General features: G+C 62.6%; 14 protein-coding genes. 8 read left to right on the plus strand and 6 right to left on the minus strand.

Annotated features, from left to right (window positions below; genetic code table 11):
• Positions 1–40 precede the first annotated feature (40 nt).
• The 5 genes from DELCS14_RS19065 (at position 41) to DELCS14_RS19085 (ending at position 5010) form a co-directional block, all read left to right on the plus strand.
• Positions 41–925: a LysR family transcriptional regulator gene (locus tag DELCS14_RS19065; protein WP_012204721.1), complete on the plus strand. Its 885-nt coding sequence runs from the start codon at positions 41–43 to the stop codon at positions 923–925.
• A 5-nt stretch (positions 926–930) separates the two neighbouring features.
• Positions 931–2064 (plus strand): elongation factor P maturation arginine rhamnosyltransferase EarP, encoded by a 1134-nt coding sequence (earP, locus tag DELCS14_RS19070; protein ID WP_013803128.1) that lies wholly within the window; start codon positions 931–933, stop codon positions 2062–2064.
• Between the two features lie 162 nt (positions 2065–2226).
• On the plus strand, positions 2227–2781 hold the full coding sequence (efp, locus tag DELCS14_RS19075; RefSeq protein ID WP_012204719.1) for an elongation factor P: 555 nt from the start codon (positions 2227–2229) through the stop codon (positions 2779–2781).
• A gap of 153 nt (positions 2782–2934) precedes the next feature.
• A complete protein-coding gene (locus DELCS14_RS19080) occupies positions 2935–3537 on the plus strand; it encodes a DUF2239 family protein (RefSeq protein ID WP_013803129.1) in 603 nt (200 codons plus the stop codon).
• Positions 3538–3591: 54 nt separating this feature from the next.
• Positions 3592–5010 carry an MATE family efflux transporter gene (locus tag DELCS14_RS19085; RefSeq protein ID WP_013803130.1) on the plus strand — a complete coding sequence of 473 codons (1419 nt, stop codon included), beginning with the start codon at positions 3592–3594 and terminating at the stop codon, positions 5008–5010.
• A gap of 64 nt (positions 5011–5074) precedes the next feature.
• Here the strand turns inward: DELCS14_RS19085 and adhP are convergent, their stop codons facing one another.
• Both adhP and rimO read right to left on the minus strand, forming a co-directional pair.
• Positions 5075–6103, minus strand: coding sequence for an alcohol dehydrogenase AdhP (adhP, locus tag DELCS14_RS19090; protein WP_012204716.1), 1029 nt, complete (start codon positions 6101–6103; stop codon positions 5075–5077).
• A 150-nt stretch (positions 6104–6253) separates the two neighbouring features.
• Positions 6254–7648 carry a 30S ribosomal protein S12 methylthiotransferase RimO gene (rimO, locus tag DELCS14_RS19095; protein WP_013803131.1) on the minus strand — a complete coding sequence of 465 codons (1395 nt, stop codon included), beginning with the start codon at positions 7646–7648 and terminating at the stop codon, positions 6254–6256.
• 20 nt (positions 7649–7668) lie between these two features.
• Between rimO and DELCS14_RS19100 the strand changes: the two genes are divergently transcribed.
• The 3 genes from DELCS14_RS19100 (at position 7669) to DELCS14_RS30115 (ending at position 11250) form a co-directional block, all read left to right on the plus strand.
• Complete coding sequence (locus tag DELCS14_RS19100; protein ID WP_228676795.1) at positions 7669–9330, plus strand: recombinase family protein; 1662 nt, start codon at positions 7669–7671, stop codon at positions 9328–9330.
• Positions 9331–9654: 324 nt separating this feature from the next.
• Positions 9655–10155 (plus strand): hypothetical protein, encoded by a 501-nt coding sequence (locus DELCS14_RS30750; protein ID WP_157158300.1) that lies wholly within the window; start codon positions 9655–9657, stop codon positions 10153–10155.
• A 12-nt stretch (positions 10156–10167) separates the two neighbouring features.
• Positions 10168–11250 (plus strand): protein kinase, encoded by a 1083-nt coding sequence (locus DELCS14_RS30115; protein ID WP_013803132.1) that lies wholly within the window; start codon positions 10168–10170, stop codon positions 11248–11250.
• A gap of 255 nt (positions 11251–11505) precedes the next feature.
• Here DELCS14_RS30115 and DELCS14_RS19105 read toward each other — a convergent pair whose 3' ends face one another.
• Genes DELCS14_RS19105 through DELCS14_RS19120 form a run of 4 tightly spaced genes read right to left on the minus strand, consistent with a single transcriptional unit; the run spans position 11506 to position 13185 of the window.
• Positions 11506–12051 (minus strand): DUF2514 family protein, encoded by a 546-nt coding sequence (locus DELCS14_RS19105; RefSeq protein WP_013803133.1) that lies wholly within the window; start codon positions 12049–12051, stop codon positions 11506–11508.
• Positions 12052–12507 (minus strand): D-Ala-D-Ala carboxypeptidase family metallohydrolase, encoded by a 456-nt coding sequence (locus tag DELCS14_RS19110; protein ID WP_013803134.1) that lies wholly within the window; start codon positions 12505–12507, stop codon positions 12052–12054. It abuts the gene before it with no gap.
• 2 nt (positions 12508–12509) lie between these two features.
• Complete coding sequence (locus DELCS14_RS19115) at positions 12510–12791, minus strand: hypothetical protein (RefSeq protein ID WP_013803135.1); 282 nt, start codon at positions 12789–12791, stop codon at positions 12510–12512.
• A 1-nt stretch (position 12792) separates the two neighbouring features.
• A complete protein-coding gene (locus DELCS14_RS19120) occupies positions 12793–13185 on the minus strand; it encodes a hypothetical protein (RefSeq protein ID WP_013803136.1) in 393 nt (130 codons plus the stop codon).
• Positions 13186–13214 lie beyond the last annotated feature (29 nt).

The following is a 13214-nucleotide window of genomic DNA, read 5'->3' on the forward strand; positions in this document are numbered from 1 at the left end:
AGAACCCAGCCGGGCGGGGCCGGGAGATAATCGCCACCCCATGAAACTCGACCCGATTTCGCTGCGCCTGTTCGTGGCCGTGATGGAGGAAAGCGCCATCGCCCGCGCTGCCGCACGCGAACACATCGCCCCCTCGGCCGCCAGCCGCCGGCTGGCCGAGCTGGAGAGCCAGCTGCAGGTGGAGCTGTTCACCCGCAGCAACCGCGGCAGCGTACCCACGGCCGCCGCCTATGCACTGCTGAACATGGCGCGCGGCGTGCTCAATGACCTGGACGGCATCGGCGAGCAGATGCGCGAGTACGGCAGCGGCCTGCGCGGCCATGTGCGCGTGATGGCCAACATCTCGGCCATCACGCAGTTCCTGCCCTCCCAGCTGCAGCGCTTCCTGGACCAGCACCCGCATGTGGACGTGCGCCTGCAGGAGCGCGTGAGCAGCGACATCGCACGCGCCGTGGCCGACAACGAGGCCGACATCGGCATCCTCAACCAGGGCAGCTACGGAGAGAAGATCCGCCTGCGCCCGTACCGGCGCGATCGCCTCATCGTCATCGTGCCCCAGGGCCATGCGCTGGTACGGCGGCGCTCGCTGCGGCTGGCTCAGGTGCTGGATCATGACCTGGTGGGCATGCACGCGGGCAGCGCGCTCAACCACCAGATCACGCGCGCCGCGGCCGACCTGGGCCTGCAGCCCCGGCTGCGCATGAAGGTCACGGGCTATGACGCGCTGTGCCTGATGGTGGCCTCGGGCCTGGGCGTCGGCATCCTGCCCGAAGGCAGCGCACGCCTGTACCTGGGCGCCCTGCCGCTGCGCTGCATTGCGCTGGACGAGCCCTGGGCCGAGCGCCAGCTGATGCTGTGCGTGCGCTCGCAAGAGGCACTGCCGCCAGTGGCGCAGTTGCTGGTCGAACACCTGTGCGAACCCTGATTCCCATGCTTGCCTTCAAACCCATCCCCCCGGCCCCTCTGCCAGAGCAGGCCGTTGCACGGACCTGGGACATCTTCTGCCAGGTCATAGACAACTTTGGCGACATCGGCGTGTGCTGGCGCGCGGCGGCCGACCTGGCTTCACGCGGCCAGCGCGTGCGGCTGTGGATGGACGACGCCAGCGCCCTGGCCTGGATGGCTCCCCGGCCCCACCCGGCCGGGCTCAGCGTGCACGGCTGGCCCACGCAGGCGCAGGACAACCCGCAGGCCGTGGGCGATGTGGTCATCGAGGCCTTCGGCTGCGAGATCCCGCCGCCCTTCCTGGCAGCCATCGCGCGCCGGGCACCGCTGTGGATCAACCTCGAATACCTGTCGGCAGAGGACTATGTGGAGCGCTGCCACCGCCTGCCCTCGCCGCTGATGTCGGGGCCGGCTGCGGGGTTGACGCGCTGGTTCTTCTACCCGGGCTTCACGGCCGCCACGGGCGGCCTGCTGCGCGAGCCGGACCTGGCCGCGCGCCAGGCAGCCTTTGCTTCCGAGGGCCGGCAGGCCTGGCGCACACGCCACGGCATAGGCACCGGCGATTGCGCCATCTCGCTGTTCTGCTACGAGCCCCCTGCCCTGCCTCAATGGCTGGCCCAACTGCATGCAGCGCCCCCTGCGCCGCGGGCCACGCATTTGCTGGTGACCCCGGGGCGCGCAGCCGCCGCCGTGCAACAGGCCATAGCAAGCGTGCCCGCCACGAAACAAGGCGCGGTGACCCGGCATGCGCTGCAGCCCTGCCCCCAACCTCAGTTCGATGAAATGCTCTGGGCCTGCGACCTGAACCTGGTGCGTGGCGAGGATTCGCTGGTACGTGCGCTGTGGGCGGGCCAGCCGCTGGTCTGGCACATCTATCCCCAGCACGACGACGCCCATCACGACAAGCTCGACGCCTTTCTTGACTGGCTGCAGGCACCGGCCAGCCTGCGCGCCTTCCACCATGCCTGGAACGGCATGGCACCGGCAAGCACCCTGCCCGCAATCACGCCTGCGCTGCTGCAGCAATGGCAGGAATGCGTGCAGGCGGCACGCCTGCGGCTGCTGCAACAGACCCCATTGATTGAGCAGCTACAAGCTTTCGTGACCGAAAAAAGCTAGAATGCACGTTTTGCCTCCCTGGAGGCGCCGCTGCGGGCGACCGCCAGCCGGCCGCCATCGACCAACCAGGGTTGCACCCGCCGCGGAACTGCGGCAGGCGCACCGTCCCAGCGACTTCGCTTGCCTGCCCTGTTGAGCGGCTCAACCTCAGCCAAGCAAGCTATGAAAATCGCTCAAGAAATCCGCGCCGGCAACGTGATCATGCACGGCAAGGACCCGATGATCGTCCTGAAGACCGAATACGCTCGCGGTGGCCGCGGCGCCGCCACCGTCCGCATGAAGCTCAAGTCCCTGCTGGGCAACATGGGCACCGAAGTCGTCTTCAAGGCCGACGACAAGATCGACAACGTGATCCTGGACAAGAAGGAGTGCACCTACTCCTACTTCGCCGATCCGATGTACGTGTGGATGGATGCCGACTTCAACCAGTACGAAGTGGAAGCCACCAACATGGGTGACGCCATCAACTACCTGGAAGACGGCATGGAAGCCGAAGTCGTGTTCTACGACGGCAAGGCCATCTCCTGCGAACTGCCCACTTCCGTGGAACGCGAAATCACCTGGACCGAACCCGCCGTCAAGGGCGACACATCGGGCAAGGTGCTCAAGCCTGCCAAGATTGCCACCGGCTTCGAAGTGCCCGTGCCCCTGTTCGTGAGCCAGGGCGACAAGATCGAAATCGACACCCGCACGGGCGAGTACCGCAAGCGCGTCTAAACAACGCCTGCAGTTCCCTCTGCGAAGCCCCTGGCAGTCTCTGCCAGGGGCTTTTTCTTTGGGCGCGCGGTATCCACGCAGGTATTTACCCGGATTTAATTGACTTGTGGATTTTACCCGGCTAATATCCTCCGCATGACTACCGACTCTTGCATGGCGGGCGCCGAGCCCGCACCCAGCTACACCATCTTCCAGGGCCATGGCCGTCTGCTCCAGGGGGACAGGCCTGCCGTCCTGCAGTTCCTGCAAAGCCATGAACAACAAGCGCAGGGCAGTGGATCGGCACCGCCGTTGTGGGTTTTCGACGACCACAGCGGCATGCGGCTGGACCTGGACTGGCGCAGCGAGCTGGCCTCAGCGCCTGCCCCCGCCGAAGCCGCCGCCCCGCGCAGCGTGGGCCGCCCCAAGCTGGGCGTGGTGGCACGCGAAGTCACCTTGCTGCCACGGCACTGGGAATGGCTGAACCGCCAGCCCGGCGGCGCCTCCGGCGCACTGCGCAGGCTGGTGGACGAGGCGCGCGGCAAGCACGCCGCACAGGATGCCGTGCGCGCCGCCACCGAAGCCGTCTACCGCTTCATGAGCGAGATGGCGGGCGACCTGCCCCATTTCGAGGACGCCAGCCGCGCCCTGTTTGCACGCCAGGCCGAAGCCTTCGCACAGCACACCGCCACCTGGCCCGAGGATGTGCGAAGCTATCTGCAGCAACTGGGCGGCCCCGTGTGGGCGGGCTCACCTGCGGCGCCAGCCCAGGACTGAAGACCTGACCCGGCCCGACCTCACTGCTTTTCTCGTCGCATTACCAGACACAACATGACGAAACCAACCGACCCCCTGCCCCAGGCCGCCGCGCCTGCCGCATCCAGCCACGGCGGGCCGCCCATTGCCGGCAGCCAGCCGTTGTGGCGCACCTTTCTGGTGTTCCTGGGCCCCATGGTGCTGGCCAACATCCTGCAATCGCTGTCGGGCACCATCAACAGCGTCTTCATTGGCCAGATGCTGGGCGTGCAGGCGCTGGCCGCCGTCGCGGCCTTCTTTCCGGTGATGTTCCTCTTCATCGCCTTCGTGATCGGCCTGGGCGCGGGCTCCTCGGTGCTGATCGGCCAGGCCTACGGCGCGCGCATGCATGACAAGCTGCGCGCGATTGCGGGCACGGCCATGTGCATAGGACTGCTGTTCGGCGCCATCGTGGCCCTGTTCGGCGGGCTGTTCACCGAGCCGCTGATGCGGTTGCTGGGCACGCCGCCCGACATCATGGAGCAGGCCACGCTGTACTCGCGCATCGTGCTGCTGGGCATGCCGGGGCTGTTCGTGTTCCTGCTGGCCACCTCGCTGCTGCGCGGCGTGGGCGACACGGTCTCGCCCATGCTGGCCCTGCTGATCTCCACGGGCACGGGCCTGGCCTGCACCCCGGCGCTGATCGCGGGCTGGGCCGGCCTGCCGCGCCTGGGCGTGGCCAGCGCGGGCGTGTCCATGATCCTGGGCTTCACACTGGCGCTGGCCTGGCTGGGCTGGCGGCTGCGCCGCATCGGCAGCCCGCTGGCACCCAATGCCGCGCTGTGGAAGGCCATGCGCATTGACCGGACCCTGCTCAAGAGCATCCTGCGCGTGGGCATTCCCACGGGCGTGCAGATGATTGCCTCGTCCATGGCCGGGCTGGTCGTCGTGTCGCTGGTCAACGGCTTCGGCTCCAGCGCCACGGCCGCCTATGGCGCGGTCAACCAGATCAACTCGTTTGCGCAGTTTCCCGTGATCTCGGTGGCCATCACGGCCTCCATCCTCGGAGCCCAGGCCATCGGCGCGGGACGCAGCGAGCGCCTGGGAGCCATCACGGCCACGGCCATCCGCATGAACCTGGCATTGGGCGCCGCCCTGGCCCTGATCGGCAGCCTGTTCGCACGGCCGCTGCTGGGCATGTTCATCACCGATGAGCAGGTGCTGGTGCTGGCCATCGAGCTGCTGTACATCGTGCTGTGGAGCGGCCTGCTGCTGGGCTGCTTCATCGCCCTGTCGTCCATCATGCGCGCCAGCGGCGATGTGGTCATTCCCACGGCCATCACCATCACGGTTCTCGCCGTGCTGGAGCTGCCCATGGCCTGGTGGCTGAGCCGCGGCTTCGGGCTGATGGGGATCTGGATGGCGCTTCCGCTGTCCTACACCCTGACGCTGTGCCTTCAGACCGCCTACTACAAGCTGGTCTGGAAGAAGCGCCCGATCCGCCGCATGGTGTAGGGCGTGCGCCATGCAAAACAGGCTTCCCGAGGGAAGCCTGTTTTTTTTTGGGGTGGGCAAGGCGTCAGGCGTTCAGGTCCAGCACCACGCGCCCTTCGATCTTGCCTTCATGCATGCGCGCGAAGATGTCGTTGATGTTCTCCAGCCGGTCGGTGGACACGGTGGCCTTGACCTTGCCCATGGCCGCGAAGTCCAGCGACTCCTGCAGGTCCAGCCGCGTGCCCACGATGGAGCCGCGCACCGTCACGCCGCTGAGCACCATGTTGAAGATGGGCAGCGGAAAGCTGCCGGGCGGCAGGCCGTTGAGCGACACCGTGCCGCCGCGCCGCACCATGCCCAGCGCCTGCTCGAAGGCCTTGGGCGATACCGCCGTCACCAGGGCGCCGTGTGCGCCGCCAATCTCCTTTTTCAGGTAGGCCGCAGGGTCCGTGGTCATGGCGTTGACCGTGACCTGTGCGCCCAGGCGCCTGGCCAGCGCCAGCTTGTCGTCATCCACGTCCACCGCCGCCACGTTCAGGCCCATGGCCTTGGCATATTGCACGGCCATGTGACCCAGGCCGCCGATGCCCGAGATCACCACCCAGTTGCCGGGCTTGGTGTCCGTGACCTTCAGGCCCTTGTAGACGGTGACGCCCGCGCACAGCACGGGTGCGATCTCGATGAGGTCCACGCTGCCCGGCAGCAGACCCACGAAGTTGGCATCGGCCAGCGCGTACTGCGCAAAGCCGCCGTTGACGGAGTAGCCGGTGTTCTTTTGCTGCTCGCACAGCGTCTCCCAGCCGCCCAGGCAATGCTCGCAATGGCCGCAGGCCGTGTAGAGCCAGGGAATGCCGACGCGGTCGCCCTCCTTCACATGGGTGACGCCCGCGCCCACGGCGGCCACATAGCCCACGCCTTCGTGGCCAGGGATGAAAGGCGGATTGGGCTTGACGGGCCAGTCGCCCTGAGCCGCATGCAGGTCGGTATGGCAGACGCCGCAGGCCTCGATCTTCACCAGCACATGGCCGGGATCGGGCCGGGGCACCGGGACTTCCTCGATGGTGAGCGGCTTGCCAAACTCCCGCACCACGGCGGCCTTCATGGTCCTGTTCATTCGCGCCATCCTTTCTTTGCGTCAAAGTAGGTACAGCATTTCAGCGAAGCGACCTGAACGCCTTGATCAAAATCAGGCCTTGGACCATCAAGGACAAAAAAAGCGGGCAAGGAAAACCTTGCCCGCTTTTCAGGGATGCGAATGCAGGCCTTACACAGGCTGGCCCACCAGGTCGTGGCCCTGCGTGCCCACGATGCGCGCCTTCACGAAGTCGCCCACCTTGTAGGTCTTGCTGGCCTTCTCGGGCGGCAGCAGGTGCACCAGGCCGTCGATCTCGGGCGCATCGGCATAGCTGCGGCCCACGCCACCCTTCTTGCCCAGGCCCACGGACTTGTCCACCAGCACCTGCATGGTCTGGCCCACGCGCTTTTGCAGGCGCGCAGTGGAAACCTCTTCGGCCACGGCCATGAAGCGCGCACGGCGCTCCTCACGCACTTCCAGGGGCAGCATGCCGGGAATCTCGTTGGCGGCAGCGCCTTCGACCGGGCTGTAGGCAAAGCAGCCCGCGCGGTCGATCTGCGCCTCGCGCAGGAACTGCAGCAGGTGCTCGAACTCCTGCTCGGTCTCGCCGGGGAATCCCGCGATGAAGGTGGAACGGATCACCAGATCCGGGCAGATCTCGCGCCAGCGCTGCAGGCGCTCCAGGTTCCTCTCGCCGTTGGCGGGGCGCTTCATGCGCTTCAAGACATCGGGATGGCTGTGCTGGAAGGGCACGTCCAGATAGGGCAGCACGCGGCCCGTGGCCATGAACGGAATGATCTCGTCCACGCTGGGGTACGGATAGACATAGTGCAGGCGCACCCAGGCGCCATAGGGCTCGGCGATCTCGGCCAGCGTCTGCACCAGTTCGAGCATGCGCGTCTTGACCGGTTTTCCGTCCCAGAAGCCCGTGCGGTACTTCACGTCCACGCCATAGGCCGAGGTGTCCTGGCTGATCACCAGCAGCTCCTTGACGCCACCCTCGAACAGCGCACGCGCCTCCTTGAGCACATCGCCCACGGGACGCGAAACCAGGTCGCCGCGCATGGAGGGAATGATGCAGAAGGTGCAGCGGTGGTTGCAGCCCTCGGAAATCTTCAGGTAGGCGTAGTGCCTGGGCGTGAGCTTGATGCCCGCCTCGCCAAAGGCGCCCGGCACCAGGTCGATGAAGGGATCGTGCGGCTTGGGCAGATGGGTGTGGACGGCGTTCATCACCTCCTGCGTGGCGTGCGGCCCGGTCACGGCCAGCACGCTGGGGTGCACTTCCTGGATCAGGTTGCCGCCGTCCTTGCCCGCCTTGGCGCCCAGGCAGCCCGTGACGATGACCTTGCCGTTCTCGGCCAGCGCCTCGCCAATGGTGTCCAGGCTCTCGCGCACGGCGTCATCGATGAAGCCGCAGGTGTTGACGATCACCAGATCAGCGCCCTCGAAGGTCTTGGAGGTCTGGTAGCCCTCGGCGCTGAGCTGGGTAAGGATGAGTTCGGAGTCCGTGAGTGCCTTGGGGCACCCGAGGGAGACCATACCTATACGGGGCAGCCGATCCACTTTGACAGCAGTTTCATTCATGGGAAAAACTTCTAAAGGTCTTGTCTATAGCTACCTGCGGTTCTCGGACCCCAAGCAGTCAACGGGGAGCAGCACGGACAGGCAGCTGGCATACGCGGAAAAAATGGGCCTCTGAGCACGGCCTGCAGCTCGACAGCAGCCTGACCCTCCGCGACGAGGGCCTGAGCGCCTACCACCAACAGCACATCAAAAGTGGCGCGCTCGGGGTGTTCCTGCGGGCCGTGGAGGACGGGCATGTACCGCATGGATCTGTGCTGATCGTGGAGGGGCTGGACCGCCTCTCTCGCGCAGAGCCCATCCAGGCCCAGGCGCAACTGGCCCAGATTGTAAATGCGGGCATCACTGTGGTCACAGCGAGCGACGGAAAGGCCTACAGCCGCACACGGCTCAAAGAAAACCCCATGGATCTGGTCTACAGCCTGCTGGTGATGATCCGCGCGCATGAAGAAAGCGACACGAAGAGCAAGCGGGTGAAGGCCAGCATCAGGCGGTTGTGCGAGGGATGGCAGAACGGCACGTACCGGGGGCGCGTGCGGCAGGGACATGACCCGGAATGGATCAAGGAAGCGGAGACGGGATGGGAGATCGACCCCGAGCGTGCAGCGGCCGTGCGTAGGGCCGTTGAGCTGTATACGCAAGGGCACGGGGGTAAAGGCATCGTGCAGCGGCTCGATGCCGAAGGTTTGCGGCTGTACTCAACAACGAAGGTCAACGTCACAACCCAGGTCTATCGCATCATCAAGATGCCCCAGCTCGCGGGCATCAAGCCCGTGAGCCTTGATGGCGAGGAATACCAGCTCAAGGACTACTATCCCGCCGTCCTGAGCGCAGATGAGTGGACTGAGCTGCAGCGGGTAGCCGCGCAAAGTGGCCGCCGGAGGGTGAAGGGCGATCTGCCCCACATCATCACCGGCCTCGGCATTACCGTGTGCGGCTACTGCGGCCGGCCCATGTCGGGCCAGCACCTGGCCACAAAGAAGCGCCTGCCCGATGGGCGCATTCGGGACGGGTACAGACGGCTGCTGTGCGCCTCGGCAGCGGCCTATGGCGGAGGATGTGCAGTGTTTGGGAGTACCAGCGTGGCGCCGGTTGAGCGCGCCATCATGTCCTATTGCAGTGACATAGTGAACCTGCAGGCGCTGTACGGGGCAGACCGCAGCCAGGCTCCACGCGCCCAGGTGGTAGCAGCCCGCCAGGAGGTGGACCAGATCAGCGCCCAGCTCGACAAGCTCACTGACGCGATGCTGGCCAGCGCCGACGAGGGCACGCCGGCAGTTTTCGCACGGCGCGCTCGCCAGCTGGAGGTCGATTTAGCCACTGCTCAAACTCGGCTGCAGGCAGCCGAACTGGACTTGGCAGGTGCGGCGCGCACAGACATCTCAGGAGCCGATTCTGCCTGGCGTGCGTTGGCTGCAGGCGTGGAGGCACAGGAGATTGAGCCCAGGCTGCAGGCGCGCCAGCTTGTTGCGGACACTTTTGAGCGCATCGTTGTGTACGCCCGGGGTGTCAGTCCTGATCCCGATGCCTCCGAGCGCGATTACAAAATTGACCTGGTGCTGATCGCACGCGGAGGCGTTGCTCGGCTGCTGACAGTGGACAGGCAAGGCAATTGGATCGCTGGCGAACAGTCCTCAACCGCTTATGAGCTTGAGCTACGCGACATTCTCATTGCAAGAACGTAACATCATAGGCGCGTTAAAAAAATGCCCCCCCGACGTTGAACTGTCGCGCCTAAGTGGGACCCAAACAGTAGATCAAGGACCCGCTCCTAATTATCTCAATCGACTAAGTGCGGATGTTAGAAGCTAGAATCGTTCGCTCCGATACCGAAGCTCGAGCAGAGATGTTGCCCCCTGGATGAGCCTCTGCTGGCAACCGTATAGTATTTACCTCCGGGATAGAAACACCAATCCAATTAGTCTGGCTAAATTTTAACAAACCGATCTGACCACCTGAAATTAATATTTCCCTCAAGCACTTATAGCACGTTAAATTACAAAATAGAAATGACTATCTGGAATTCAGAAAAGAAATGGGAAGAATTTTCTTCTGGGCTTAGGGTCTTACGTGGCTTTGGAATACGCTCTAGTGAGAAGTCAATCACGCTGCACTCTCCAGCGGCACGCACACCTGTGAACATGCCTCAATCTGTGCAGGTGGAAATTGACAACTGGTTTGAAACCCGTTTTGGCATCAGATTCCGTCAGCGATCTATTTTCGGAACAGGCTCCTTTGAAGTGGCTCAATCCTACACTCGTGATTTTGGAGAGGTAAGAGCATTGCGCCCGGAAGCAGATTTTTGTTTCTGCTGGAGCCCTCTATGCGAAGATTTGTATGGTGCCTATCAGGAATGTAGTCCATCCGAGTCGATCGCCGATATGCTAGACCGTCTTGATTTCAGATGTAATGACCTATATTCCGCAATTTTATCTGGAAATGAAATCATGCTAGTTTGCTCGAGTATACAGGCAGAAAAATTTGTTGCCCACAGAAATAACGAAGAATAATTGAGAAACAACGTGAAAATCTCAGGCAAGGACAGCAGCCTAATTAGAATATTAGGAATAGAAACGCTTGCAGAACGCTACCGCGCAGAATACAGAATAGGCAGTTCCTTTGGAGGATCAACATTCAAGGGAGTAGACACAGCAAGTGGGTCTCCGGTATTTATTAAATACCTCATCTGCCCTCGTGGCGAGATAGAGAGAGCGAAGTTCATGATGGAACTTGACGCTCTTAGGCATATCGAAAAAGCCCCATTTGATAAAGTAGCACCAAAAGTACTTTACTTTAATGAGTTTGATAGGCAGCAGACACTAGCCCTCGTCACCGAATGGGTAAATGGCGAGTTGCTTTCGACGTGGATCGAGCGCTCAGGAGAGCTGTCGCTGCAAGAACGCCTCGCAGTATTTCATCGGGTGGCCTATGCGATGTCAACCGCTACACGATCCCACCAACACCGCGACTTTCATCCTGGCAATATCATGCTGCTATCAGAAGATTTAGTACGCATGGGACCGCAATTTGAACATGAAGCGCGATCGGCAGTCAAGGTGCTTGATTGGGGGGAGGCGCTCCCCGTTATCATGGGGACATTTTATGATGAACCGGACCATTATGCCACAATGCTAGCCGAAGCCCCACGCATGATTGGAGGATCGTTTACCAGCCGTCCCCCTGAGGTATTTCAACCTTGGAATTTTAATTACCGTTCCGGCGGCACTTATGAAAGCTGGGGTCTAGGGATGCTTCTATTTAGAATATTGACACAGAGACCGTTAACCGCTCCGGCTAGCCTTGGTGACTACGCATCTGAAGTGCACAGCGGCCGTCTAAAAATTCTAATAAATAGACGCACTTATGAACTCTACGAAATGGATCTTCCAGGCGGTCTTATTTTACCGCGTCTTTTCAAATGGATGATGGATGATAATCCCAAAAAACGTGCCAGCCTAGCTGATATTGCTCGAGTCCTCTGGGATTTACGGTATGAAGAACTAAGTTTCGAAAACATCCAGGATCTAGAGATATATTTTAAAGACCCCCGGGGATACGAGCCGCCTGCAGGCTGGAGATTTTCAAGCGTACCAGAATATTATTAAAAAATAGATACAAATTCTCGATAGATGATTACTTTTGTTTTTATTATTAAATGAAACTAGGAAAACCAAATTAACTATTCACAAAACAGATCTATGAGAGACAAGCTCCACTTAAGACATATATTTCCCACCAGTACTACTATGGGCCACCTGCTTTGTATCGTGGCAGCAAGGGTCACGGGACAGGCAGCAGGAGCAAACGACAGATAAGAGGCCAATCTTGCCTTCATCAGTGCGGCGTCAGCGGAGTGACCATTACTCACTAGCGCCCGACTGCACAGCCTCGATCATCGCTCCGCCTACTTCGTAGGCGCGCTCGCAAGTCCTGCCTCGGCTGCGGGCATCGTCAGCAACGCGCGCCAGTTCTCCCGCTCGCTCATCAGCGCGGCGCTGCAGCTTGGCAAGCAGATCGATGGCGGCGGTGTCTGGCGCGCACTGTCCGGCAGCGGCGCGAGCCTGGGCGGCGGCACGGTGGGCGGCGATGTAGTCGGCGAGGTCGACGCGCAACCGGCCAGCAGCAGCGCGGGCAGCAGCAGCGTCAGCTGCATCGCGCGCCTGCGCCTGGTGCGCCTCATGGGTGACGGTGTCAAGGTTTTCACGGTAGGTGCCTTCCAGTTTTCGATATCGCTCGGATGTTTCGGCGGCCGCTGCAGCTGCGGCCGCGCGCTCGGTCGCCAGGTCGGCGCGGGCCTTGTCGGCCGCCCGCAAAGCGAGCAGATGGCCGACGCTCTGCCAAAGCAGCAGCGCAGCCAGCACCAGGGCCAGGAGCTGCCAGGCGCGGGATTTGAGGGTGGCCAGCATCTAGACCTCCTGTATGCCCACCAGCGTGCTTTTGCCGCTGACAGTGATCACCCGGTTCACTGGCTTGTCCGGCGTGCGCGTGGACAGGTGCACCCAGTGCTTGCCGCCTACGGACTCATAGATGATTTGCCCGATGCCCAACGCGTTTACGTGCGGGGCCAGGGCCTTGGCTACGTTGTAGGGCGCGCCGAACTTGGGCGCCACGATGTCAGCTGCCGCGCCTATCGCGTGATCGCTGCTTGTGACGCCGCCGACAGCGGCATTGACAGCACGAGAACGGTAGCCGCTGGTGACGATGATGGGCACACCCAGATGCGCACGCACGCGCTCCAGCATCGCGGCAGTGAGTGCCAGGCGATGCAGAGCCTCGGGCGTGGGCGTGTTGTCCAGGCCCTGGCGCTGCGCCGTGCTGCTGGCAGTCATTTCGGTCAGGCTGAAATGGGGGGTCAATTGCATGTCTATCCCTCTTTGAATCGGGTACGAACGATGAGCACGACAAAGCCCGCGAACATGCACAGTTCGCGCGCTGTCGGTGGCTGGGTGTCGAATATGGGCGCGACAAGCGCGCCGGCGCTGGCGAGAGCAAGGAGGCCCCAGGCGATGGCCTTGAGCCAGGCCAGCAGCCGCTGACGCGGAGTGAGGCCAGGCAGGCATGGCCGTGTACGCTCAAGTTTGTTGAGTGCCTCGGCAAGGACAACAAGGCCCAAGATCCACAGTGCGAAAAAGGCTTGGTATTGCATTTCAGCCCTCCGCAGCGTTCGGCCAATACTTGCGCATCAGCGCGAGCAGCACGCGCTGCGCCCCGGCGCTCACAAGGAAGGCCATAGAAAGCACCAGCATGTGCGGCACGTTGGCAATCAGGAGCGTCAGGGGCGTGAGATAGCCAGCCGTGATAGAACTGGCCCACGCAACTGCCAGGCGGCGCAGCGACGTGCGCAGTGCCTCGGGCCAGGTGTCGGTCGTGCCGGGCACGCTGTTCAGCAAAATGATGCTGACGAGGGAGCCGAGGAAGCCTGCAAGCAACACATCCGCCTGCAAGCCCAAAGGCACACCGAAAGCGGTGAGTGCAGACGTCGAGACTGCGGCGCCGGCGAACGTGGCCACGCCGGCGGCGGTGGTTGTGGGTTCGGGCATCAAGATCCTTCGGACAAGAAAAAACCGCC

This window comes from Delftia sp. Cs1-4 (genome assembly GCF_000214395.1).
GTDB classification, from domain to species: domain Bacteria; phylum Pseudomonadota; class Gammaproteobacteria; order Burkholderiales; family Burkholderiaceae_C; genus Comamonas; species Comamonas acidovorans.